Source organism: Paenibacillus sp. EZ-K15 (genome assembly GCF_002573715.1).
In the GTDB taxonomy this organism is placed as follows: domain Bacteria; phylum Bacillota; class Bacilli; order Paenibacillales; family Paenibacillaceae; genus Paenibacillus_AQ.
This window is the reverse complement of sequence record NZ_PDHM01000005.1, coordinates 198,508-223,347: the sequence shown is the minus strand read 5'-3', so window position 1 is coordinate 223,347 and position 24,840 is coordinate 198,508. Positions and strand designations below refer to the sequence as shown.

Annotated in this window: 20 protein-coding genes and 1 riboswitch; of the genes, 10 read left to right on the top strand and 10 right to left on the bottom strand. The window is 50.8% G+C overall.

The window, feature by feature from the left end; translation table 11 throughout:
- Positions 1-122 precede the first annotated feature (122 nt).
- The 3 genes from CRG97_RS03245 to CRG97_RS03235 all read right to left on the bottom strand — a co-directional run bounded on the left by CRG97_RS03245 (position 123) and on the right by CRG97_RS03235 (position 3,377).
- Positions 123-1,511, bottom strand: coding sequence for a sensor histidine kinase (locus CRG97_RS03245; protein ID WP_098741734.1), 1,389 nt, complete (start codon positions 1,509-1,511; stop codon positions 123-125).
- The gene (locus CRG97_RS03240; protein WP_098741733.1) at positions 1,508-2,182 is read right to left on the bottom strand and encodes a response regulator transcription factor; all 675 of its coding nucleotides are present in this window, start codon (positions 2,180-2,182) and stop codon (positions 1,508-1,510) included. Before CRG97_RS03240 ends, CRG97_RS03245 begins: the two co-directional genes overlap by 4 nt.
- Positions 2,183-2,432: 250 nt before the next feature.
- A complete protein-coding gene (locus CRG97_RS03235; RefSeq protein WP_098741732.1) occupies positions 2,433-3,377 on the bottom strand; it encodes a helix-turn-helix transcriptional regulator in 945 nt (314 codons plus the stop codon).
- 99 nt (positions 3,378-3,476) lie between these two features.
- Here CRG97_RS03235 and CRG97_RS03230 point away from each other — a divergent pair, with 99 nt between their 5' ends.
- On the top strand, positions 3,477-5,744 hold the full coding sequence (locus CRG97_RS03230; protein WP_237566271.1) for an ATP-binding cassette domain-containing protein: 2,268 nt from the start codon (positions 3,477-3,479) through the stop codon (positions 5,742-5,744).
- Between the two features lie 119 nt (positions 5,745-5,863).
- Here the strand turns inward: CRG97_RS03230 and CRG97_RS03225 are convergent, their stop codons facing one another.
- Positions 5,864-7,561 (bottom strand): alpha-amylase family glycosyl hydrolase, encoded by a 1,698-nt coding sequence (locus CRG97_RS03225; RefSeq protein ID WP_098741731.1) that lies wholly within the window; start codon positions 7,559-7,561, stop codon positions 5,864-5,866.
- Between the two features lie 613 nt (positions 7,562-8,174).
- Between CRG97_RS03225 and CRG97_RS03220 the strand changes: the two genes are divergently transcribed.
- From CRG97_RS03220 to CRG97_RS03210, 3 genes are all read left to right on the top strand, one after another.
- Positions 8,175-9,209: a LacI family DNA-binding transcriptional regulator gene (locus CRG97_RS03220; RefSeq protein WP_098741730.1), complete on the top strand. Its 1,035-nt coding sequence runs from the start codon at positions 8,175-8,177 to the stop codon at positions 9,207-9,209.
- Between the two features lie 149 nt (positions 9,210-9,358).
- On the top strand, positions 9,359-10,009 hold the full coding sequence (gene pgmB, locus CRG97_RS03215) for a beta-phosphoglucomutase (protein ID WP_098741729.1): 651 nt from the start codon (positions 9,359-9,361) through the stop codon (positions 10,007-10,009).
- 90 nt (positions 10,010-10,099) lie between these two features.
- Entirely contained in the window at positions 10,100-12,403 is a 2,304-nt protein-coding gene (locus tag CRG97_RS03210; protein ID WP_098741728.1) for a glycoside hydrolase family 65 protein, read from the top strand.
- 252 nt (positions 12,404-12,655) lie between these two features.
- On the opposite strand, the gene CRG97_RS03200 is transcribed toward CRG97_RS03210, so the two are convergent.
- Positions 12,656-13,690, bottom strand: coding sequence for an EAL domain-containing protein (locus CRG97_RS03200; RefSeq protein ID WP_114149299.1), 1,035 nt, complete (start codon positions 13,688-13,690; stop codon positions 12,656-12,658).
- Between the two features lie 205 nt (positions 13,691-13,895).
- Entirely contained in the window at positions 13,896-15,434 is a 1,539-nt protein-coding gene (locus CRG97_RS03195) for a GGDEF domain-containing protein (protein WP_098741726.1), read from the bottom strand.
- A 235-nt stretch (positions 15,435-15,669) separates the two neighbouring features.
- On the opposite strand from CRG97_RS03195, the gene CRG97_RS03190 reads away from it, so the two are divergent.
- The 6 genes from CRG97_RS03190 to CRG97_RS03165 all read left to right on the top strand — a co-directional run bounded on the left by CRG97_RS03190 (position 15,670) and on the right by CRG97_RS03165 (position 20,586).
- Entirely contained in the window at positions 15,670-16,053 is a 384-nt protein-coding gene (locus CRG97_RS03190; RefSeq protein ID WP_098741725.1) for a VOC family protein, read from the top strand.
- A gap of 172 nt (positions 16,054-16,225) precedes the next feature.
- Positions 16,226-16,337, top strand: a riboswitch (TPP riboswitch).
- Between the two features lie 113 nt (positions 16,338-16,450).
- Complete coding sequence (locus CRG97_RS03185; RefSeq protein WP_098741724.1) at positions 16,451-17,482, top strand: ABC transporter substrate-binding protein; 1,032 nt, start codon at positions 16,451-16,453, stop codon at positions 17,480-17,482.
- A gap of 274 nt (positions 17,483-17,756) precedes the next feature.
- A complete protein-coding gene (locus CRG97_RS03180; RefSeq protein ID WP_098741723.1) occupies positions 17,757-18,050 on the top strand; it encodes an MTH1187 family thiamine-binding protein in 294 nt (97 codons plus the stop codon).
- A complete protein-coding gene (locus tag CRG97_RS03175; RefSeq protein WP_098741722.1) occupies positions 18,047-18,802 on the top strand; it encodes an ABC transporter permease in 756 nt (251 codons plus the stop codon). Before CRG97_RS03180 ends, CRG97_RS03175 begins: the two co-directional genes overlap by 4 nt.
- 54 nt (positions 18,803-18,856) lie before the next feature.
- A complete protein-coding gene (locus CRG97_RS03170; RefSeq protein ID WP_098741721.1) occupies positions 18,857-19,690 on the top strand; it encodes an ABC transporter ATP-binding protein in 834 nt (277 codons plus the stop codon).
- 80 nt (positions 19,691-19,770) lie between these two features.
- On the top strand, positions 19,771-20,586 hold the full coding sequence (locus CRG97_RS03165; protein WP_098741720.1) for a TatD family hydrolase: 816 nt from the start codon (positions 19,771-19,773) through the stop codon (positions 20,584-20,586).
- A 32-nt stretch (positions 20,587-20,618) separates the two neighbouring features.
- Here CRG97_RS03165 and CRG97_RS03160 read toward each other — a convergent pair whose 3' ends face one another.
- From CRG97_RS03160 to CRG97_RS03145, 4 genes are all read right to left on the bottom strand, one after another.
- Positions 20,619-20,795, bottom strand: coding sequence for an aspartyl-phosphate phosphatase Spo0E family protein (locus CRG97_RS03160; protein ID WP_076322303.1), 177 nt, complete (start codon positions 20,793-20,795; stop codon positions 20,619-20,621).
- A gap of 157 nt (positions 20,796-20,952) precedes the next feature.
- Positions 20,953-22,503, bottom strand: coding sequence for an extracellular solute-binding protein (locus tag CRG97_RS03155; protein ID WP_098741719.1), 1,551 nt, complete (start codon positions 22,501-22,503; stop codon positions 20,953-20,955).
- 69 nt (positions 22,504-22,572) lie between these two features.
- Positions 22,573-23,457, bottom strand: a complete 885-nt coding sequence (locus CRG97_RS03150; RefSeq protein WP_098741718.1) for a carbohydrate ABC transporter permease — start codon at positions 23,455-23,457, stop codon at positions 22,573-22,575.
- A 32-nt stretch (positions 23,458-23,489) separates the two neighbouring features.
- Positions 23,490-24,470, bottom strand: coding sequence for an ABC transporter permease (locus tag CRG97_RS03145; protein ID WP_098741717.1), 981 nt, complete (start codon positions 24,468-24,470; stop codon positions 23,490-23,492).
- Between the last annotated feature and the right edge of the window lie 370 nt (positions 24,471-24,840).

The following is a 24,840-nucleotide window of genomic DNA, read 5'->3' as shown; positions in this document are numbered from 1 at the left end:
TCTTTTCCGTTGTGGACAGCAAAAAAAGAGGAACCGGTAAAAATGCCGGTTCCTCTTTCTATATATTCGATCTAGATGTAATCATCCGAGAGATAATGTTTGATAACCTAGCCCCTGATTCTTCACCGCTTCCAGATGCGGATCCTCGTCCCCTCATCTGAGCTTTCCACATGGCATCCAAGTCCCATTTCCCTTGTCAGGTGATCCACGATGGCCAGGCCGATACCTGTTCCTTTGTTGCCAGAGTCGCTTTCGATTCCCGGTCCGTGATCCGAAATGACAAGCACACCCTCAAGCCCTTCTCTCTCCTCGGTATGTATTCCGATGTACTGCCCGGATTTGGCGTGGCGGACGACATTTTGGAACAGATTATCAAGAAGCCTTCGGAACCACAGCACGTCCACGTTCCAGCTTAGCAGCTCGTCACGCACCTGGATATCGGGTTCGATCCCCGCCTTCTCCCATACGGGGTACCAGGCCGCAGCGCTTTCCTTGACGATTCGCAGAACGTCGGTCGGCTCCATGTTCAGCTGCACTCTGCCGCTGGTGAGCAGGTTGTAGGACAACAGGTTGTCGATCAGGCCGCCCAAATCCGCGATTTTCGATTCGATGAGTGACAACGATGCTTTCCCCTTCTCGCTCAGCGGCTCCCGCTCCATGGAGAAAATATGGCTTCGAATCACCGTCAAGGGGGTTCTCAGATCATGAGACAGATTGGCAATCAGCGACTTGCGCAGCTCCTCTTCCTCGCGCTGGCGGCGCTGACCCTCCTCTAATTGGATGACCATATCGTTATAGCCCTCCTCCAGCTGCCCAATCTCGTCATGCTTGGTTAAGGTAACCGGCTGCGGTATGCCTGTCACCGTATGAGAAGACGTCATGGCAAAGCGAAGTCGCAGCAGCCGCTTGCGGATGCGCACAAAGAACAGCCAGGAGACCAGAATGAACAGTCCGGACATCAAGGCCATGAACAGGCCGTACAGCGCCGTTTCGCTGGCAATGGGCTGCTGGACGTTAATATATTTTCTCGGCAGCTGCATGACCATAAAGCCTTCTCCCGATCCCTCTCCCCCAATAAAAGCGACGGATGTGAACGGGTCGCTATCCAGGGAGTTTTTCATAAACTGCACGGTATAAAGCGCGCTCCATACCTCGGGAATGTTAGACTGTGCAGGCAGCTGCAGCCTAGTCTCATTGCTGCCGTCCACCCAGAACATGGAGATTTCCGGATACTCCTGCCGTACCGAATTCAGCTTCTGCTCAATAACCTTCGGCGAGGCTCCGCTTAATCCGATTGCTTCCGCATGCCACATTTTCTCTAACACGGCACCGCTGGTATACTTCCCGACAGGGGCCGGCGGCCGATCCGAGAACGTATCATTCACGAACCAGTAAAAAATCGACGCTAACGGAAACATGATCGGCATGAAGATCATCGCCATTGAGATTAACAGCAGATAGCGGTTGGTCAGGGAATTGCGGAACCTGCCCTGCTTCCTTCTCCATCTCATGCTCTCACCCGATAACCAAGCCCGCGAACCGTCTCAATAATCTCCGGGTTGGCGGGATCCCGCTCCAGCTTCTCGCGCAGATACCGGATATGGACCATGAGCGTCTTGTCCCCCTCGATATAAGACTCTCCCCAAACCGATTCGTAAATTTGCTCCTTGGTCATGACACGCCCGTGGTGCTGGAGCAGGTACATAAAGATTTGATACTGCTTACCGGTCAGCAGCGTCTCCTCGCCGGTATCTTCGTTCACGATCCGATTCTCGGCTTCATATACGGATAAGTGCTTTACTCTCATGGGCTCCGCTGATTTCACGACAGACCGGCGTAGAAGCACCTCCAGACGGGCAGCCAACTCGTCCGGGTGAAAAGGCTTCGTTAAGTAATCATCGGCAAACTCAAGCCCCTGCAGCTTATCGTCAATAGAGGTGCGGGCCGACAGCATCAGGATAGGCAGTCCAGGATAGGCTTTTTTGAGGCGCTGCCCTATTGTAAAACCGTCAAGCCCCGGGAGCATGACATCCAGAACAACGACCGCACACGGAGCCGCTTCCTCTACGGCCTTCTCTCCAGTCAGCAACCACCGCACCTCATAGCCCTTATCCCTGAGAAATTCACTGACCCACCCGCCGATCTCCTGGTCGTCCTCGATATATAGAATGCATGCGCTCATGATCCATCTTCCTTTCTCGTGCCAATATTCATATCCCCTGTGAAGAGGTTCCGTAGATCTTTTAAGTCAAAAAAGACTTCCGTATCTATTTATGTATACATTGATCCATCATTTGTCATTGTATCATGGGATACCAAGCGTGCAGGCATCTAGTTCGCTAACCAACCTTGATCCTTCATCAACCTTCTCTGAATCTCACTCCAAACGCTTCACGCCACTTAATCTTACGGCCCTTAGGTGATTCGGGCACCTATGTATCCGCCACTCCGTAATGTAGGCTCAGCTGCCTTGCCTTCTCCCTCAGCATATCCACGATCTCCGGAGGTTCAATGACTTTCGCCTCCATACCCAAACGCAGGAAGACCTGAGCGACATATTCATAATCATTGCGATCTACGATGGTATCTACAATGCTCCGTTGCTCATCTTGCATGACCACCTCGTTCTCCAGCCACGCAATGCTCTCGCACTGTCTCGCCCCTTCTCTTGTCAGCTCGGCATATAGTCGAACCGGCTCCCGAATGGGATATTCCTCAAGCCATTCTTGCATGCTAACGTCCGCCTCATAGGTGCTATCGGTCAGGGCTAAGGATTCCATCCGGTCCATGCGGAACACACGCACACTCTCCTTCTCGCGCTCCACCGCGGGCATATACCATAAACCATCCTGGGCATAAACGCCAATCGGCAGCACTTCCCGGTCACTCGTGCCTGATTTGGAACGATAGCTGATCCGTATAGCCCGCTGATGAAGAGCGGCTTCAATGACGTCTTTTAGATAGGGGGAGCCTGCGGTTCTGTTTGGACTCCAGAATGTCAGCACCGATTCCAGTCGGCTGATCATCATTTTGGTATCCTCCGGAAATCCGGCCAGCAGCTTGCGGGAGGCAGAGTCGATATTCAGCTCAAACGGTAACGAGGTATAACGCTTTAAGGCTTGAAAGGCAAAAAATATAGCAAACACTTCATCTTCATCGAACAAGATCGGCGGAAGAACGCGACTCTTCAATGTACGATATCCCCCGTGCCGCCCTTGCTCCGTATATAAGGGAACGCCCATATCGCTGATTTCGGTAAGATACCGGTGCGCCGTGCGAACGGAAACGCCGAATTCGTCGGCCACTTCCTGAGCGGTAAAACTCCTTTTGGCATTGACATACATGATGACATCCATAAGCTGTTTCGCTTTTGACATAATACCCACCTCACACGCAATAACTAGACAAGAATTGTCATGTTTATAAGATATGCTATTGCTGTGTCAAGGTCAAAACGATACAAGAAAGGAGCCCTTATGATGTGCAACCACATGGAACAGGCCATCAAGGTAAACGGTGCCCGAAACAAAAACCTGCGTAACGTGAGCCTAACTATTCCCAAAAAACAAATCACGGTGTTCACTGGTGTGTCCGGTTCCGGCAAATCCGCCATGGTCTTTGATACGATTGCCGCGGAATCCCAGCGTCAGTTGAATGAGACGTATTCCAGTTTTATCCGTCATCGCCTCCCACATTACGGACAGCCGGAGGTTGATTCGGTTGAAAACCTGTCGGTGGCCATCGTCGTCAATCAGAAAAGAATCGGCGGCAATGCCCGTTCAACCGTGGGAACCATCACCGATATCCATTCCTTGCTGCGCTTGTTATTCTCCCGGATAGGCCAGCCCTTCGTCGGATATGCGGACGTCTTTTCCTTTAACAATCCTCAAGGCATGTGCCCCCACTGCGAGGGACTGGGCAAAGTGAACAGCTTTCGGATCGAGAACTTGATCGACAAGGAGAAATCGCTGAATGAAGGCCCCATCCGGTTCCCCACATTCCGTCCGGGGGAGTTCCGCTGGAAGCGTTATGTCGCCACAGGCCTGTTTGATAATGATAAGAAGCTGAAGGATTACAGCGAGGAAGAATGGGACACGCTGCTGTACAAAACCGGCTTTAAACCGCCGAACCCGATGGAGGAATGGCCGCCCACCTCGTATTATGAAGGCATTATTCCTCGATTGGAGCGAACATTCCTAAGTAAGGATTCACGGGATGTGAGGACCTACAGGGAAGCCATCGAACAAGTAGTGGCTGAGACCGCCTGCCCGTTATGCCATGGCGGGAGACTGAATCAGGAGGTGCTCTCCTGCAAAATCAACGGAACATCCATCGCCGACTGTGCACGGATGCAGGTCAATGAGCTGATCGCTTTTTTGCAGACGATCGAGAATCCGGCGGCAGCAACCATCGTGGAAACCTGCATAACTCGGTTGGAGCAGCTGCTTCTGGTCGGGATCGGTTACCTGACGATGGACCGGGAAACCGCAACCCTGTCCGGCGGCGAGTCCCAGCGCATCAAGATGGTGCGCCAGCTGGGAAGCAGCTTGACGGATTTAACGTATATTTTTGACGAGCCCAGCATTGGCCTGCATCCGCACGATGTGCACAACATGAACCGCCTGCTGCAACAGCTTCGGGATAAGGGAAACACGGTCATCATCGTGGAGCATGATCCGGACGTCATCCGGATTGCGGATCATATTGTAGATATGGGGCCGCGAGCCGGCACCGCTGGCGGTACAATCGTGTATGAGGGGGACCCGGAAGGGTTGCGGCACGCCAACACCCTGACAGGTAAATATCTCAGTCAACGCGCCCGGATAAAGTCCTCAGTCCGGGAGCCGGCCGGATGGCTGCACATTGAGGATGTCTCCCTTCACAATCTGAAGCAGGTGTCTGTGAGCATTCCAGCCGGGGTGCTGACGGTGGTAACAGGTGTTGCCGGGTCAGGCAAAAGCACGCTCATTAACCAGGTGCTGCCAAACGTTTATCCGGAGGCCATCATTATAAATCAGGACATGATTCAGGCATCCAACCGCTCCAATATCGCGACGTTTACCGGCATTTTTGATGCCATCCGCAAGCTGTTCGCCGACGAGAATCGGGTAAGCCCATCCCTGTTCAGCTTTAATGCCAAGGGGGCTTGTCCGGTGTGCAACGGCTCCGGCACGATTACGATGGATCTGGCTTTTATGGACAGCCTGGTTACCGTTTGCGAAGCCTGCCGGGGCCGCCGCTTTCATGATGACGTTCTGCGCTATCAACTTCGCGGTAAAAACATCAGTGACGTGCTCGCCATGACCACCGACGAAGCACTGGATTATTTCACGGAACAAGGGATCGTAGCCGCGCTTCAGCGCATTCAGCATGTTGGACTGGGTTACTTGACGCTCGGCCAGCCCTTAAGCACGCTATCGGGAGGGGAACGGCAGCGCGTGAAGCTGGCAGCCGAGCTTGATAAGCAAGGTGAAATTTATGTACTGGACGAACCCTCGACCGGGCTCCATCTGTCCGATTGCGAGCGGCTAATGTCCATCATCAACCGCCTTGTCCGTCAGAACGGCACGGTCATTGTGATCGAGCATAATCTGGATATCATCAGCCAGGCCGATTGGATCATCGACATGGGACCCGGTGCGGGGCAAGACGGCGGGAATATCCTGTTCTCCGGTAAACCGGCCGATCTGCTGAAGAACCGGCACTCCCTAACGGCCAGATATTTACGGCAGTTTCAATCCTAGACATCTATGCCTTCCAGGCTCATGTGGAGGCATCCTAACGGTCAAAAAGACCCCGAGCACACCTCCTTCCAAGGGGCTCGGGGTCTTTTTGTGTTCCAATGCAATAGACAAGCTGCGACCTACTCCAATATGACGGTCGTATAGGGCGGTAGCTTTAAGCTGCCACCGCTTAATGCCGCTCTATCGTCCGTTGCTTTCGACAAGGATTGGAATAGCGATTCCCCGCTCTTTGCCGCCAAATCGACCGTCTGCTCTTCGCCTGACAGGTTATGGACCACAAGGGCTTTGTTGTCTTGGGTACGGCGGATATAAGCCATCACCTGCCCATTGCCGGAAGCATAGGATTCAATCGTGCCGCTGTTCAGCGCAGGCATATCATTCCGCCAGCGAATCAGCGTGCGATAACGGGATAGCAGAGAACCCGGGTCACCCGTCTGCTGCTCCACGCCCTGCACCTGGTCGCCCCGGTTATGCTTAAGCGGCTCCCAGGTCGTCTGCCCCTTATCGCTGCCCGTATTGGACCAGATCATCGGCTCGCGGATTTGTTCATCCGGCTTCGCTCCCTTCATCCCGATCTCTTCTCCGTAATAGATAAACGGATTGCCCGGCATGGTCAGCAGAATGCCGGCGGCCATCTTGGCGTGGTTCTCATCGTTTTTCAGCTGTGACATGACACGGTTCATGTCATGATTCGTCAAGAACGCGGCATCCGTAAACTTGCCGCCTGATACCTGGCTGAACAAACCATAAGTCCGCTCCAGGGTGAAGGCCAGATTGTTATCCTTTTCGTTCATCGCGGCACCGATGATGCTCTCGCCCAGGCTAAAGTTGAACCCGGAATCAAACGCGTTATCCAGATACGGCGCAATGACCGCAGCGGAATTATCCCAAATCTCCCCGACAATATAAGCGTCCGGATTCACCTCATTCATGCTGGCGCGGAATTCCTGCCACCATGCTGTATTCTTAGCCGTTGTCGCTTCGCTTTTATCGGACATCAGATCCTCATAAATATGTTTGGCTGCATCGATCCGGAATCCATCGACACCGAGCTCCAGCCAGAACTTCCCGATATCCTTCATCTCCTCGCGGACCTTGGGATGATCGAAGTTCAGGTCGGGCATTCCGCCCCAGAACGTGCCCATGTAATGAGCTCCGTTCATCTCATGCCAAGGCGAGCCGCTGCCTGCCGCGCTGGCTCCCGAAGGGGTCTTCCCTTGATCCTCGGCCCAGATGTACCAATCGCGGGTAGCCGAAGCCTTATCTTTCGCAGCCTGCTGAAACCAGGCATGCTCCGTGCTGGTGTGATTGACTACCAAATCCATAATAATCTTGATTCCGCGCTTATCCGCTTCGGCAAGCAGCGTCTTAAAGTCATCAAGGGTTCCGTAGTCCGGGTGGATGGAACGATAGTCGGTCACATCATAGCCGTGATAGCTCGGCGAAGGATTAATCGGCATCAGCCAAATCCCCGTCACGCCAAGATCGTCAGAAGTGTCCGGATTTCCGTCATTCAGATAATCCAGCTTCTCAATGACGCCTTGTAAATCACCGATCCCATCCCCATCGGAATCATAGAATGATCGTACGAATATTTCATAATAGACATCGGAGGGCTGCTCATCCACCTCCGCTGTCTCCATTGTTGCAGGCGCTTTCGGATCCGACTGTTTCGTTTCCGGTGCCGCTGGCGGCTTAGCCTCCTCTTGCGGTGGAGCCGCGTTGCCGCTGCAGCCTGTCAGCAGACTTCCCGTAAGCGCAAAGGCGACGAGCCATAAAGGTAGGGCCCTGCGTCTTCCCCATGCAGAACGTATCACGTGTTACCTCCTGTACGCTGCAGCAGCTGATGTTCATCCAGTCACTGCACTTATGTATTCGATAGTATCTCTTGTATCTCTACAGCATTCTCAGAAAAGCGCAAACGTTTGTACTCGAATTCACCATCGTTTTCCAGTAAAACGGTTACATTTTGTAGTTCAACTTGAATTCAATCTTCTTCAGTCGATCACGTCCCGTTTTTATCCATCCATATCATAACTCACTTCTTCGTTTTGTTAAATCGTTTGCACAATGCCGTTTTAAGTTGTTTTCCGGGCTTTTCTGGTGATAATGTGGACCTTTCTCCCGTTTTCTAACCCTTGCTTCTTTTTTGATGCATTTGTGAAATAATTGCGCTGGACTGACTTGGATACGTATTTACAAGCCTATCGATTAACGTTAATATAGCAGTGTGAAACCGTTTAACATTCCGGATCAATATGGCTTTAGATCAATAGGTATCATGTATACTCAGGGCCTGACAGACCCACAATTAAATAAAGAAGAACGGTCCGCGATTAGCGGAAGTTACTCTTCTGAAATAAGAGAGAACTCCAGTAGTCGCTTTCTTATTTTCAAAAAAACGCAAACGGTTCCACTGGAGGTCCTATTATGTCTGTAACGATTAAAGATGTCGCAAAACGAGCGGGCGTATCCCCCTCCACCGTCTCACGGGTGCTTTCCAATCATCCTAGAATCAGCCGCGAAACCTCGCGTAAGGTGAAAGAGATTATGGAGGAAATGGGCTATCATCCCAATATTATGGCCAAGAGCCTTGTTTCCAAAACGACGGAAAGCATATGCGTCATTCTGCCGAAGCCTGCGGAGGAATTGTTCCTCAACTTATTCTTCATGGAACTGATCCGCGGTATCGTCACCCAAGCGAACCGGTCCGGATACGACGTCGTTCTCAGTTCGGGCGGCAACGAGAAGGAAGAAGTCGAAGCCGTATCCCGGCTGCTTAACGGTCGCCGCGTCGACGGCGCCATTTTGCTGTACTCCAGGCAGGACGATAAGGTGGTTGATTTTCTCAAGTCCAACAACTATCCGTTCGTGCTTGTCGGCCGGAGCGAGAAATACCCGGATCTGTTATCCGTCGATACCGATAATGTGCAGGCTGCCTATGATGCAACCAAGCATCTAATCTCCCTTGGACATCAACGGATTGGCTTTGTCAGTGGCCCGCCTAACCTGATCGTATCTCAGGACCGGATGAAAGGCTATGGCAAAGCGCTTGCCGATGCGGGTCTGGAGATGAGAAAAGAGTGGATTGTGGAAGGCGAGTTCCTTCAGGAGAGCGGCTATCGCGCCATGTCCTTTTTCATGAACCTGCCTGAACGTCCGACGGCGCTTGTCATTGTTGATGATATTGTATCTTTCGGCGTGCTTCGGGGACTGCACGAGCTGGGGTATAAGGTACCCGAAGATGTATCCATTATCAGTTTCAACAATATCTCTTTGACCGAACTATCGACCCCGCCGCTGAGCAGTGTGGACATCGGGATTTATAACCTGGGTTATACCGCTTCCCAAGCGCTGATCCAGACCGTTCGAAACGATGACAACACGATACTGCCGCACCGTTATATCATTCCGCACCGGTTGATGATCCGCGAATCCTCGATGTTTTCGCTGCCGAAATCTTAAGGTCCGGATCGAATCGCGGAAGATACACAATGTGTTTCCAAAATGCGGAAGATACACGAAGTATTTCAAAATAAAGAAGCATCGTGGTGCTTCCTTTATTTTTGCAGCTTGGTTCAAACGTTTGCACTTATTTGTTAAGGAGGATGTTCATGTCATCCATATCCGCTTGTTTATTTGATCTTGACGGCGTTCTGGTGGATACCGCCAAGTATCACTACATTGCCTGGAAGCGTCTTGCCGGGGAACTCGGCTTTGAATTCACGGAGCAGGACAATGAACGCCTGAAGGGAGTAAGCCGCATGGCCTCCCTCGATATTCTGCTCGAGGTTGGCGGAGTGAAGCTGGATGAAGGCGCCAAGCTGGCACTGGCCGAGAAGAAGAACGCCTGGTATGTCGAGTATATTTCCAACATGGATGAATCCGAGATTTTGCCTGGAGCCCTCGAATTTATCCAAGCGCTGAAGGACCGCGGCATCAAGGTTGCGCTTGGCTCCGCCAGCAAAAACGCCATGCTGATCCTGAACAATACCGGCCTCACGCCTTACTTCGACGCCATTATCGATGGAACGAAGACTGCCCAAGCGAAACCGGATCCAGAGGTATTTACGATGGGGGCTCATGAGCTTGGCGCCCGGCCTGACGCCTGCGTCGTATTCGAGGATGCTGAAGCCGGTATCGAAGCTGCCACGCGCGCGGGAATGCGCAGCGTCGGCATCGGTTCCCCTGAAACCTTAAGGCGGGCCAACATCGTTCTTCCCTCCCTGGAAGGATTCACAGTGGATCGTCTACAGGAGTTGTAAGCGAATGCGTACACATGCTTACGGCATCTGGTAGTTTCAACCCATATAGATCTGCAACCATTTTTCCTAAAAACAAAGGAGCCGATGATTGTGAAACAATATTTAAAGCTTGATGAATGGTCAATTATTGAGGAGGGCTTTGATCCTCACACGCATGAGATCTCGGAGAGTATCTTCAGTATCGGGAATGGATTTATGGGCCAGCGCGCCAACTTCGAGGAATCCTACAGCGGCTCCTCCCTGCAAGGCAGTTATATGGCCGGCGTGTATTACCCGGATAAAACCCGTGTAGGCTGGTGGAAGAACGGTTATCCTGAATATTTCGCCAAAGTGCTGAACAGCACCAACTGGATTGGCATCGGCATTGAAATCGACGGCGCGCCGCTTGATCTGGCTAAGAGCACGGTGAAGAATTTTGTGCGTGAGCTGAATATGAAGGAAGGCTTCCTCTCCCGCAGCTTCACCGCTGTCATGGAAGACGGCAAAGAACTCAAGGTTGAAGCTGTCCGTTTTGTCAGCATCGTACGCCATGAGATTGGTGCCATCCGTTATGCAGTTACCCCACTCAATTTCAGTGGTGAGCTTACGATTACCCCTTATCTCGATGGCGATGTGAAGAACAAGGACTCCAACTATGACGAGAAATTCTGGCTTGAAGTATTCAAGGAAGCTGCGCAAGGTTCGGCCGCATTGACTGTAAAAACCAAGAAGCTCGATTTCCATGTAACCTCCGTCATGTCTTATGCTATTTTAAAGAACGGCGAGAAGCTGGAACTTCAAGCGGAACTGGTGGAGAAAGAGAAATATGCGGGGAACCGCGTAGGCATACCCGTGTCTGAAGGTGAAGTCATCACCATCTATAAATATGTGGCTAATGTTACTTCCCGCAATCATGGATTCGGCGAATTGGTGGATGCTGCACGTGCTGTGCTGGAGCCGGCGGCCCGGACCGGATTTGAGTTGCTGCTGAAGGAGCAGGCCGATGCATGGGGCGATAAATGGAAGGAAAGTGATATCGTCATTGAAGGCGATGTAGCAGCCCAGCAAGCGATCCGTTTTAACATCTTCCAGCTGAACCAAACCTACAGCGGCGAAGACGACCGTCTGAATATCGGGCCGAAGGGCTTCACCGGGGAAAAATACGGCGGCAGTACCTACTGGGATACCGAGGCGTATTGCCTGCCGTTCTACTTGAGCACCGCGGATGCCAGCATCTCGCGCAACTTGCTGATTTATCGTTATAAGCACCTGGAAAAAGCGAAGGAAAACGCCAAGAAGCTCGGCTTTACCAAAGGCGCTCTCTATCCTATGGTGACGATGAACGGCGAAGAGTGTCATAACGAATGGGAGATTACCTTTGAGGAAATTCACCGTAACGGGGCGATTGCCTATGCCATCTACAACTATGTCAACTATACCGGCGACTTCTCTTACCTCGGCCAATACGGTCTGGAAGTGCTCGTGGAAATCTCCCGTTTCTGGGAAGAGCGCGTGAATTACGTGCCGGCGAAGGATCAGTATATGATGCTCGGCGTTACCGGTCCGAACGAGTATGAGAACAACGTGAACAACAACTGGTACACAAACCGGATTGCCAGCTGGACGATGGAATACACGCTCGACGTGCTCGAATATTTGAAAGAGAACGAGAATTCCCGCTATGCCGAGCTTACAGCGAAGCTTGCGCTGCAGGATGTCGAGACAACCAAATGGCAGGATATCATCAGCAAAATGTACTACCCGGTAGATGAGGAGCTCGGCGTATTCCTGCAGCAGGACGGATTCCTCAACAAGGAGCTTGTTCCGGTGAAGCAATTGGACCCAGCCCACCTGCCCCTGAATCAGAACTGGTCCTGGGACCGCATTCTGCGTTCGGTATACATTAAGCAGGCTGACGTGCTGCAAGGATTGTTCTTCCTTGGCGATCAGTACGACTTGGCTGCGAAAAAACGCAACTTCGACTTCTATGAACCGTTCACGGTACACGAGTCCTCCCTCTCACCATGCGTACACTCCATTCTCGCGTGCGAGCTTGGGTACCAGGAGAAGGCGTACGAGATGTACCTCCGTACAGCTCGCCTGGATCTGGACAACTACAACAACGATACCGAGGACGGCTGTCATACAACCAGTATGGCGGGAAGCTGGATGTCCGTTGTGCATGGCTTCGGCGGCTTGCGTGTGAAGGATGGCGTATTGCATTTGAATCCATTCATTCCAGGCCACTGGTCTTCCTTCTCCTTCAAGGTGATGTTCCGCGGGTCCCGCCTGAAGGTCAACGTCAAAGGCAAGGAAACCATCATCGTGAACGAAACGGATACGCCGGCTGTCCTGAACGTGAATGGCAAGGAATACAGTATCAGCGGATTTGGAGAGGTAACAGCCGCAAGATAACAAGCATGCTTGTTCAATCAATGGCTACTCCGAACTATATAAAAACAAGAGCCCTGGAGAAACACTCCAGGGCTCTTGTTCTTACAGAAAACAGGCTCCTTCAGACATCATTACTCCTTCTTGAAGGACCCGTCTTCATCCATGCCAAGCATCTGTATTGTCCGAACTCAGCCGAAGGCTGCGGCAACCAGATGCCAAAGCTCCGCATCAAGATAGCGGGGGGAATTACCGATTATGTATGCTATGAATAGATTAGTTGAGAATGAGGTCACGCGGAGGCCGTTCAGATGGCTTCCCAAACAAATACCCCTGCGAGAGCTCGATCCCGATTTCTCGGCAAAAATGAAACTCCTCCCGTCTCTCAATGCCTTCAGCCAGCACCATGGCCCCAAAATCATGAGCCATGTTGGTGATCATTTTGAGCTGCTTCTGCTGGGCGGGATTACGATCGCAATGGTCGATCAGACTCCGGTCGATTTTTACATAATCCGGCTTAAGCTTAATCATCTGCTCCAATGTGGAATATCCTGCGCCGACGTCATCCATGGCTACCGAGATTCCATGACTGCGATAAACCTCGAAAATCGATTGCAAATGCTTAACATCATCAATCCGCTCGGTTTCCACGACCTCAAATACGAAATCCCTCGGATCCAGATGGAGCCTGTCTATGGTATTAAAGGTGTGGCTTAGACACATCTGCGCATCATATATGGAGGATGGCAGGAAGTTCACGAATCGCTTCACGCCGAGAGGAAGCCACTCGGCACTGGTCTCAATGGCACTGGTTCGTGCTGCCCGGTCCAGAAATGCATGCAATCCGGTTTTACGGGCTGTCTCAAACAGCTCATACGGCTGGAACCTGGCTCCCCATTCTACCGGACGAAGGAGAAATTCATAGGCCACGATCTGCTCGGATGTATCCACGATGGGCTGCATGTAGCTCGTAAACTGCTTATGTAAAATGATACTCACCATATCGTAATGCTCCATCTGCAGTTCGAACTTCTGCATAGGGGTCCACGAATGCCGGATTTGCGGAGCTTCTCCACCGGTAACACAGAAGGACAGCTCTTGACGAATCTTCAGCGGAAGGGGCTGCAGACACTTCATCATAGAGATCAGGTCCGCACGTACCTTGTAGTTCACAGCGCAACCCTCATTGTTCTCTTGTACCGTGTAGCCGTTCACTGCCAGCAATTGAATAAGCTCACCACTTGCAGGCTTCATATGAATGGTCCCCTGGTCCTCAATCGGTTCAAAGGTGCTGCAATTGTCGCAAATCATGTTCGTCCTCCTTGGCAAGCTAGCTCTCACTATGCTTCTTATCGGCATTTTGAATATGATTTCTTTGCATTTTATGGATTTTATATCGAAGTTATGACCTATTTTAAGAGAAATGCGCAAGATTCGTGCAATGATTACGCCAAATTCTACAAAAATCGACTTATATTGCTTTTAACAACCTATTGTCGATACTGTGGTCATACATTCATCTACTCACCTTTTGATCCAAAAGCTGCAGCAGCATCGTCCGCTCTACATCAAAATGCCAGGGGGCGTTCCGTTCCTTCGCCGCATACATCGCTGCATCCGCACGACCAATCAGCTCCTGGTCATTTCTGGCATGATCTGGATAAACCGCAATACCGATACTCGGCGTGGTCCGGACCTCATGCCCTTCCAGCTCGTACGGCTCACTAAGCATCGTCCAGATCTCCTCCGCCATCCAGATCAGCTCCTGATCATCGCCTGCCGGATGGATCATGACGGTGAATTCGTCTCCACCTAAACGGGAAACCAAAACTCCCTTGGATTCGAGTGATTGAAGCCGGTCTGCAACCTTTCGTATCAACAAATCGCCGGCACGGTGGCCGTAACGATCATTGACTCGTTTGAAACGGTTCATATCCATATACAGCAAGCCTACACGGGAACCTGTGCGGTCCGCCTCCTTCAGCGAACTTGACAGCCTTGCATTAAAATAACGACGATTATACAGACCCGTAAGATCATCGCGATGTGCCAGGGATTCACTCTGCATCAGACTTTCATGCAGTCGATCAAACAAGCGGTCGTTCTCGAACTGGATCAAAATCTGCCTGAATAGGATCAGGATAACGCACAGAGATAGACCGGTAAACAGTCCATTCCACCCTCCAAAATGCTGCGCCATAAGGGCAAACATCCCGCCGAGCACGCTGTAGGGAAGCAGGTACCTTACGATCAGGTTTCCGATTGAACGCGGCTCCCGCTCGCCAACAGATGGATTACGGGTATCAGGAGCGGACTGTCCGCCTGCGAAACTAATGAAAAATACCGATAACGTATAGAGTGGATACAGGTAAGAGCGAACCTCGATATCCAAAAGATCAACGAGATAGATGTACAGAACATCTCCGGCAATAAATGTACTTCCGCCAAGACATAACAGGATGGCCGCCCATTTCCTTAACTGTCCGGTATTAAAATACAACACCAGTGTAAAAAAAATAAGTACCATTGCGCACAGTGGATACAGCATGTCCACCCAAAGGTTTCCCCATACTGCCTCATGGGCCAGACCCTGAAGCTCAGGCTTGATGAAATATTCCCATCCTACCGTCATGACCGCTATGCCAACAATCACGATATCCAGCATAAACCGCAGCCCCCGAAACGAACCCTGAACATGCCGGAATAAATAAATGAGAGAACTTGCGAACAGGATAAGTTCGAGCCCCCAGAACAAATGGGTTAGAACCGGCGGGAAAGCGCTCTCTTTTCCAAACCAAATATTGCATGCGTGGAGGGTTCGGGCCACTGCCTCCCCCATCAATCCGAGACTCACAATAAGCCAAAACCTGCGAAGATGAACCTCAAAACGCCGACGAATCCGCATTAAATAAACGGAAGCGGCTGCAGGAGAAATAATGACTAGAACACGCTGAAGCGATAAAGCATCAGGCATCCACAGAGCGATCATTATCTGAATGAATGCATATATTATGGCGAGTCGAATCCACAGATGATCTGCTGGAGTTGGACTCATAAGCATTCCTCCTCGGCCAAAAGGTAAGCTGGTTCACTTTAAGTGTGTTAGGTCTTTTGAATTAACATTTCTATTTCTCATGATACTTTTTGCCCACCCAAAAGTAAAGATGAGGAAATGAAAGAAAAATCATCTTATTAGCCTCTGCACGAACAATATAACACCCACTTGACGTATAGGAATTATATGATAATATTTCTGTCATATCTTATATGAATCGGAAGGGTGTTGAACCATGTCACAGAAACGATTAGATCATGTTGGTATCGTTGTCCGGGACCTTGAAGCTACAATCGCCTTCTATACATCCGTAGTTGGACTTGAATTGAAGGATCGCCTGACCCATACCAATGGCGTCATCCAGCTGGCGTTCCTAGGATTTAACGGCAGCAACGAGACGGAAGTCGAGCTTATTCAGGGATATAGCGACACGCTCCCTTCGGAAGGAACGGTACATCATTTTGCAGTCAGCACGGATAACATTGAAGAGGAATATGCCCGTGTGCAGAGACTTGACGTTCCTCACTTGGACGAGGAAATCGTGACGCTACCGAACGGTTTCCGTTATTTCTTCGTACATGGTCCCGAAGGGGAATGGATTGAGTTCTTCCAGCGCTAACCTCTGTGTAGAAACCGTATTCAAATACTTTATCTTGTGAAAGGTTCATAGCATCAATTAATTCTCCCATTGCATTAGTGTTCTAAACAAAGACCTGTCTCGTTCGCGCCTCTTCGAACTAGACAGGTCTGCTGTGTTAGGACTATAATAGCGGATGTAATGATCGAAACTTCATAAATACCGGGGGAGCTGGAATTTGGCCGGCTGAGAGTGTATCCGATATGATACTGACCCTTACACCTGATCTGGGTAATGCCAGCGTAGGAAGCCCATGTTTGCGGCAGCTATTTATTTGCCGTGGTATACACTTACGCCGTCATGCGTCCTGATATCATCAGGGCGTTTTTTTATGGAGTTACGAGGTAATAGAAAGAGAATTCAAAGGAGAGAAGAAACGATGAAGAAGGGAAAATGGATTCCACTGCTTCTCGCTTGCATCCTGCTGATGGTTGCGTCTGGATGCGGCACAAGCGGAGAGAACAAGAAAACAGGTGCCGAAGGCGAAGACAGTCAGACTCCCGGGAAACTCCGCGATGTACAGCTGATGCTCGATTGGTCCGCCAATACGAATCACACCGGCCTGTATGCAGCGAAGGAGCTTGGGTATTATGAGGAAGAAGGGCTTAATGTCCAGATCGTCCAGCCGGGAGCAGGCGGAACGGATACGCTGGTCGCATCCGGCAATGTGCCGTTTGGCATCAGCTATCAGGAAGGCGTAACGCTTGCCAGAACCCAAGGATTGCCGCTCGTTTCCATTGCAGCGATCATTCAGCATAATACATCCGGATTTGCCGCCCCCAAGGACAAAGGCATCGTGAAGGCAGGCGATTTTGAAGGGAAATCCTATGGCGGCTGGGGCTCGCCTGTAGAGGAAGCAGTCATGAAATCCATCATGGAGATCGATGGTGCCGATGTCAGCAAGGTGAATATGGTTAATATGGGCGATGCCGATTATTTTACGGCCGTCAAACGCGACATTGATTTTGCCTGGATCTTCTATGCTTGGACGGGTATTGAAGCCGAGCTTCGCAATGAGCCGCTTGACATGATTTATGTGAAGGACTACTCTGAGCAGCTTGATTATTATACACCGGTGATCGTAACGAACGAGAAGCTGATCCAGGAGGACCCTGAGCTTGTCAAAGCGTTCATGCGGGCAACTTCAAAAGGTTATGACTATGCGATTCAACATCCTGAAGATGCAGCAGCCCTGCTGACGAAGGCCGTTCCTGACCTGGATGCCGAACTGGTTCTCGCCAGCCAGAAATGGCTGAGCCCCCGTTATCAGGACGATGCATCCCGCTGGGGCGAACAGAAAGCCGAAGTATGGTCGGGGTACGCAGACTGGATGTTTGAGCGCAAGCTGCTTGAGAAGGAACTTGACGCAGACCGCGCATTTACCAATGAATTTTTACCGGAGAAGCCATAAGGTTATTTCTATTTAAGTGAGTGTTCAAAAAGGTCGATTTTCAGCACCGAGAAGGTTGGATGAAGCTAGGGACGTCAGGAGCGGAGCGTACGTTTTGGGTACGTGAGCACCGGAAGGCCCGGCTGAATTCAAGATTCGATGCCGAGCTGCTTCCTGATTCGCTTCGTGATCAAAAGCGGACTTTTTGAACAACCTCTATAAGAAGAGAGACGGCTTTTGCAGCAGGCCGCCTCTCTTCCATTACAACATAGCTTGCACGAAAGGATGAGTTTATATGGCGAATACTCTCTTGAGCATTCAAGTAATACCGAGAACGCCAAACGGGACCGACAGCATCCCTTATGTAGATGAAGCGATCAAAGTTATTCAGGAATCAGGCGTGAAATACGAGGTTCATGCACTCGAAACGACCATGGAAGGAGAGCTCTCCGAGCTGCTCAAGATCGTTGAGCGCATGCACGAGGCGCTGGTGAATGCAGGAAGTCCCAGCATCATATCCCAAGTCAAAATCGCGCATCATCCAAGCGGCATCAGCATGGATAAGCTGACTGAGAAATACCGTCCATGAGAAGCTGGTGGAGTTCTGTTTGGCCGCCCGTTGTGGCGGTCCTCTTCTTTTTGATGGTATGGCAGGCCGCAGTATCCGTGTTCGACATTGAACCCTTTATTTTGCCTGCACCGACGGCCATCGGGCATGAGGCCGTTACCGGAGCTTCCGGTCTCTTCCAACATACAGCGGCCACCCTGCAATTAACCCTGATCGGCTTTATGATCGGTACGGCAATCGGCCTAATCATCTCGCTGGCACTGCACATGGTGCCTTTTCTCAAAACCGCCCTTTATCCGCTTCTTATTCTTAGCCAAAATGTGCCGACAATCGCCCTAGCCCCACTTCTCATGATTTGGTTCGGCTTCGGTATGCTGCCCAAGGTTATCGTGATTATGCTGGTCTGCTTCTTCCCTGTCGCTGTTGCGGCCCTGGATGGACTCGCACGTACCGACCGCACCATGATGAATTATATGCAGATGGCAGGGGCTACCTCGTGGCAAATCTTCACTAAGCTGGAGCTGCCGCATGCCCTCCCCTCCATCTTCTCCGGGATTCGAATTGCGGCCACCTATTCGGTCATGGGGGCGGTTATCGGGGAATGGATCGGCTCGGACCGGGGAATCGGCTACTACATGATGCTGCAAAAATCCGGCTACCGCACGGATCGGGTGTTTGTTGCCATCCTGGTCATCGTCTTGCTCAGCCTGCTGATGGTGCTACTGATCACCCTGCTGGAGAAGCGGCTCATCCGCTGGAACCGAAAAGGCTGAGCCCCCTGTGAATAGACATTTCGAATCTTATATGAAAGGAGGCCATTTATCGATATGACACATCAAATATCCCTGCCGCTCCAGGACGGGGCTGACCCGTCCACTGCGTCGGTCTCATCAGCACCTGCCCTCGAGGTTCGCAGCCTTCGGAAAACCTTCCGCGACCGACGCAGCGAAGTGCATGTGCTGGATGGCCTTTCGCTTCAGGTACAACCCGGGGAATTCGTCTCCTTGATCGGTCCTTCAGGCAGCGGAAAGAGCACACTTTTCCATATCATCGGGGGATTAACCGCTCAGGATACGGGTTCGGTCCTCATGGATGGTCAGGACGTGACCGGGGAAAAAGGCCGCATCGCCTATATGCCGCAACAGCCGGCCCTGTTCCCTTGGCGTACGGTGGAGGACAATGTGCTTCTTCCCGAGGAGCTGAGAGGCACCACGAAATCCACTGCCAGGGAACATGCCCGCAGCTGGATGGAACGGGCCGGCCTCACCGGCTTCGAGAAGGCGTATCCGCACACCCTTTCAGGAGGAATGCAGCAGCGGGCGGCTTTTCTGCGCGCACTGATGAGTCCCCAGGAAGTCATGTGCCTGGACGAACCGTTCAGCGCATTGGATGCGCTGACGCGCAGCGATATGCAGCGCTGGCTGCTCGATATATGGGAGGATACGCGCCGTTCGGTGCTGATGATTACCCATCATATCGAGGAGGCGCTGCTCCTCTCGGACAGCATCTATATCCTGTCAGCACGGCCCGGAACCATTTTGAAAAGGGTAGAAGTCCCGTTCTCCCGCCCGCGCCGGGAAAACATCCTGATGGATCCGTCCTTCATCGCATTAAAAACCGAAATTTCCGCCATCATGCGGGAAGAACAGCACAAACGCTGACCGATGAAGGTCAGCGGAAATACATACATCCATGATTAGCCAAGCGCTTCGTGGAAGCTTACAAGCGAGGTTATGTAACGATGAAATCATTCACGCAAAGTGAAGCCAATTTCCCACTGTTGGATACTCATATTCATCTGGACAGCTATTCGTTATCCGATCAACAAGCGATTCTCGCGGATATCCGTCATCATGAGGTTCAATCCGTTATCTCCGTCTCCATGCATCTGGCTTCCTGCAAGGAAAACCTGGAGCTGGCCAGGCAGTACGGACCGATGGTGCGGCCGGCTTTCGGTTATCATCCGGAGCAGCCCCTCCCTTCCGCTAACGAAACCGAAGAGCTGCTGGATTGGATGGCAGAGCATGCCGATGAGATGGTTGCCGTAGGAGAGGTGGGTCTCCCCTATTACACCAGGCTGGAGGCTGAATCGGAGGGCCGACCTTGGGATAACCGCCCTTACGCCTATCTATTGGAGCAATTTATAGCATTTGCTAAAAAGCATCATAAACCGGTGATTCTGCACGCTGTATATGAAGATGCGGATATCGCATGTGATTTGCTCGAAAAATACGGCATCACTCGTGCCCATTTCCATTGGTTCAAGGGCTCCCGTGACACCTTGCAGCGGATGGCCAGTAACGGATACTATATTTCCTTCACGCCTGACATCCTCTATGAGGAAGAAATTCGTGATATGGCATGTAGGTATCCGGATCATCTCGTCATGACCGAAACCGATGGTCCTTGGCCGTTCGAAGGTCCGTTCACCGGACAGATGACCCATCCTCGGATGACGGCTGCTGTGGCTGCGGCATGGGCGGAGCTTCAGGGGCTGTCCATATCCGAGGCTCGCATGATTTTTTATGAGAACGCCGCGAGACTTTACGATCTATAAAAAGAATCTTCATTCAGCTTTAAGTCGGTTGTTTACGCAATCGGCTTGTTTTCTTTAAGAAATCGGTTATATTGATTAATCAACTCATCAAGCACGATCGATTGACCGAGGACTTTAGGATGGTTAAAATCACGATACCGCTGCTTCATCTTATGAAGCTTATGCCGTTCTTGCTCGATATTAAACTTTATGCCTTCCTTCGTTTCCATGACTTTATATCCTCCCCTCATGTAATATTTTATGCTTTAATGTAAAATTATAGGATGTTTAATATTAGACATCAGAAATATAACATAGAGAGGCTTTTCCTGTTATTCACGCCAAAAAACCACAATGCAAGTTGCAGCATTGTGGTTTTGGATTTCCTTATTTAACGTACTTCTCCTGATATGCCTTTGACATCTCGTCTGTAATTTCCTTCATCTTCGGGTCACTCTTAATCGTTTCAATCAGCTTATCGTACGATTCAACCGGTTCTTTGCCCGTAATGACCATGACCCGCATATCCTCCACCTTCTTGGAAATCTCGGGATAGTATTTGTTGTAGGCTTCCGAATACAGCTCTCCCGAAGGATTAGGAACCTTGACCGTCTTGCGCTCTGTGACAATCTCTACGTTCCGCTCATATACTTCATCCGGCATCCCTACCGCGCTGATGGCCATATCGTCGCTGACGAGGTGAATCATATTGTTCAAGTTGCCGTCACCCGTCTTATCCACGGCGGCCTGCGGCGTTGCAACCTTCTTCCCGTTCTCCACATTGTAATGGACACCTTCGATTCCGTAGGTCAGCATCTCATTGCCTTCTTGACTATAACCGTAATCGAAAAACTCGAGGATTTTCTTTACTTTCGCCTCCGGCACTTTCTTCGGAATCAGGTACACTCCATAGTACGGCGATCCTGAAGGCGTATACTTCACCCCGTTTGCATTCTCCAAGTAAGCAAGCGGCATCAGATCCGCCTTAGGGTCAACGCCTTTCACGGCTTCGCCGGTCACCCAGGCATGGTTCATGGACATGCCCCCTACCCCTGCCTTGGCGCTTCGCATCGTGTCCATCACCTGCGAGAACTTCATGATCGCGAAATCTTTGGGGAACAAGCCCTCGTCATAAGCCTGTTTGATCCACAGCATGGCCTCCCTTGACTCGTCCGACGTCATAATCGGAGTCAGGGTATTATCGGGTTGAAGCTTCCAGGACCCTTGCGTTTCATTAAATACATTATAAATATAAGCGAGAGCCCCCGGATTTGCGGCATATGGAATCTCATCCGCCTGTCCATTACCATTCGGATCCTGTTCCTTAAAAGCCTTTAACACGTTATGGAACTCATCCAGCGTTTTGGGCGTTTCCAGCTGAAGGGCATCCAGCCAGTCCTTGCGGATCATCGGGAACACTCCGCCGCCATAGCTAGGATAATAACGAGGAATGACGATGTTCTTGCCATCCACCTTGGTGATTTCCCACATTTCTTTCAGTTCTTCGCGGTTCAAATTCGGATAGTCTTTAAGAAACGGCGTCAGATCCCAGAAGACGCCCTGCTTCAGCATTTTCTGCAGCTGCGGGTTCTGCATCGTCTCCACGAAAGTAACCTCCGGAAGATCCCCGGATGCAAGCATGACATTGATCTTCTCTTCGGCCGTGGACGGCGACAGCCACGTAATATTCAGCTTGGTATTGGTGCGTTTCTCAAGCTCTTTCCATAGTACATTGTTGTTGTCTATGAATTCGGTGGCATAATTCAGGGTCTGTATCGTAATGCTGGTTGGTTCACTGCTGTCTGTTCCGCCTCCGTTATCGCTCGGTGCACTTCCGTCTCGGCTGCCGCATGCGCTAAGCAAGAGCGAGCTTGCCAAGAGCAGCACCCCCGACATTTTTAATAACGACTTGCCCGGCTTGGTTTCCTTTTTTTTCATCATTAGACCTCCCTTTTAATGTTACATCTCGTCTGACTGAGCATGATGGCAGTTAGACCGTATATCGTTTCATTCCTTGACAGAGCCTACCATCGCTCCTTTGGCGAAGTGCTTCTGCAGGAATGGATACACTAACATGATCGGAACGGTTGCAATCACGACCGCCGCCATCTTCAACGTTTCTGTTGGGACGGGACGGTTCACTTGGAAGGCGAATCCGCCGCCGCTCCCCGATCCCATCGTTGTTGGGTCCACAAGCATATTTTGCAGCAATACTTGCAGCGGCCACATCTTCTGGTCGTTAATAAACATCAGTGCGTTGAAATACGTATTCCAATAGCCGACCGCAAAGAACAATCCAAAAGCCACTAACGCTGGCAGCGACAACGGCAGAATGATTCGCCAGAATACGCCGATATCATTTGAGCCGTCGATCATCGCGGCTTCCTCCAGACTTTCCGGAATACTGTCGAAGAATCCCTTCATGAGCAGCACATACCATGCGCTGGTCAAGCTCGGCAGGATCAGCGACCAGACGCTGTCAATGAGTCCCACATTGCGGACGACCAAATACAGCGGCACCAATCCCGGCGTAAAGAGAAAGGTGATTAAGATCATAATCATGATGCCCTTGCGAAACCGAAGGCGTTTGCGGGACACCGCATAAGCCAAGCCCCCGGTAACAAGCAGGCTGAGCAGCGTGCCGACCGTAGCCAGGAACACGCTCACGGAAATCGAGGTGACAAACAATCCGTTGGACAGTAAATGCTTGTAAGCATCCAGCGTCCAAACCCGCGGCCATAATATCAAGCTTCGTTGATAATATTCCACCGGATCGGTAAACGACAAAATAACGGTATAGTAAATCGGAAATATCGTTGCCAAACCGATGATCAGCAGCAGTCCGTTATTCACAAAACCGAACAGCCTGGTTTTCCATCCTTTCTCATGCATGTTTTACTCCTCCTTGTCTCTTCGCCCATCCTTTAGTACAAGCTTTCTTGACCGTACCGTCTCGCCAACCGGTTGGCCGTGACCACCAGGATGACGCCGACAATCGATTTGAACAATCCGATGGCCGTACTGTAGCTGAACTCTCCCTGCCGAATCCCCACCCGGTATACATAGGTATCGAATACTTCGGCTACATTGGTAACAGGTGCATTCATCATCAGATAAATCTGTTCGAATCCCGTATCCAGAATCGTTCCCAGACGGAGAATCAACAGAATCAGGATCACGTTGCGCATCGCCGGCAGGGTAATATGCCACATCCGTCTCATTCGGCCCGCACCATCCATGACGGCTGCTTCATATAATTGCGGGTCCACTCCAGCGATAGCCGCGAGAAAGATGATGGTCCCCCACCCGACTTCCTTCCAGATGGATTGTCCCGTCAGCATACCCCAGAAGTAGTTCGGGTTGGAGAGAATATCGATTGTCTCCCAATCCATCGAGATGAGCCACTTATTAAACAAGCCCTCCGATTGCGAGAACATGAGGTAGGTTAGACCGTAGATCAATACCCAGGATAAAAAATGGGGGATGTACACCAGGGATTGAATCGTCCGCTTATAGAAAGAGTTTCGCACTTCATTCAGCATCAAAGATAAAATGATCGGTGCCGGGAAAAAGAAAATCAAGCTCAGAAAACTGATCGCCAGCGTATTACGCAGCAGCATCCAGAAATCATGATTGGAGAAAAACCGGGTGAAATGCTCAAACCCTACCCAGGGGCTTCCGAGCACCCCAAAGTATGGAGAATACTCCTGGAAGGCAATTACGAGATTCGTGATCGGAATATATTTGAAAATGATAAAAAAGATCAGACCCGGCAAGGCCAGCACGTACAAATACTTGTCGCGCACAACATCGGACCATATCCGCCCCCACTTCGTTTTGGATCTCACGGGAATGGGGGGACTCCCGCTTCCTTTTGCCGACTGAACGGTTTCTTGTGCTTTCATCGATACTCCCTCACTTTCAGCCTTGTCATCTCGTTCAACATACCGTTCACGGAATGTAGTTCTAATGTAAACGCTTGCAACATTCCCTGCAATTCCACTTTTTTTCCGCCGTTCCCAACCCCCCATCCATTCAATACGCAACACAAGGAAATGCTTGGTATCTACGGCATTGAGGAACCTTTCGTTTCCTCGTATTGCACTTTTTTTCCACGACGAATAAACGTCCGATTCGGTTAATCGATAACGTTGACCCAGCCTCAATTAGGAAGATATGATCTTTTCAACTCATCCACTCATTCGCTATGATAGTATGTAATCATTTACCGGCTCGCTTTGATTAAGCCTTTGATTTGTCTATGCCAACAGGGGG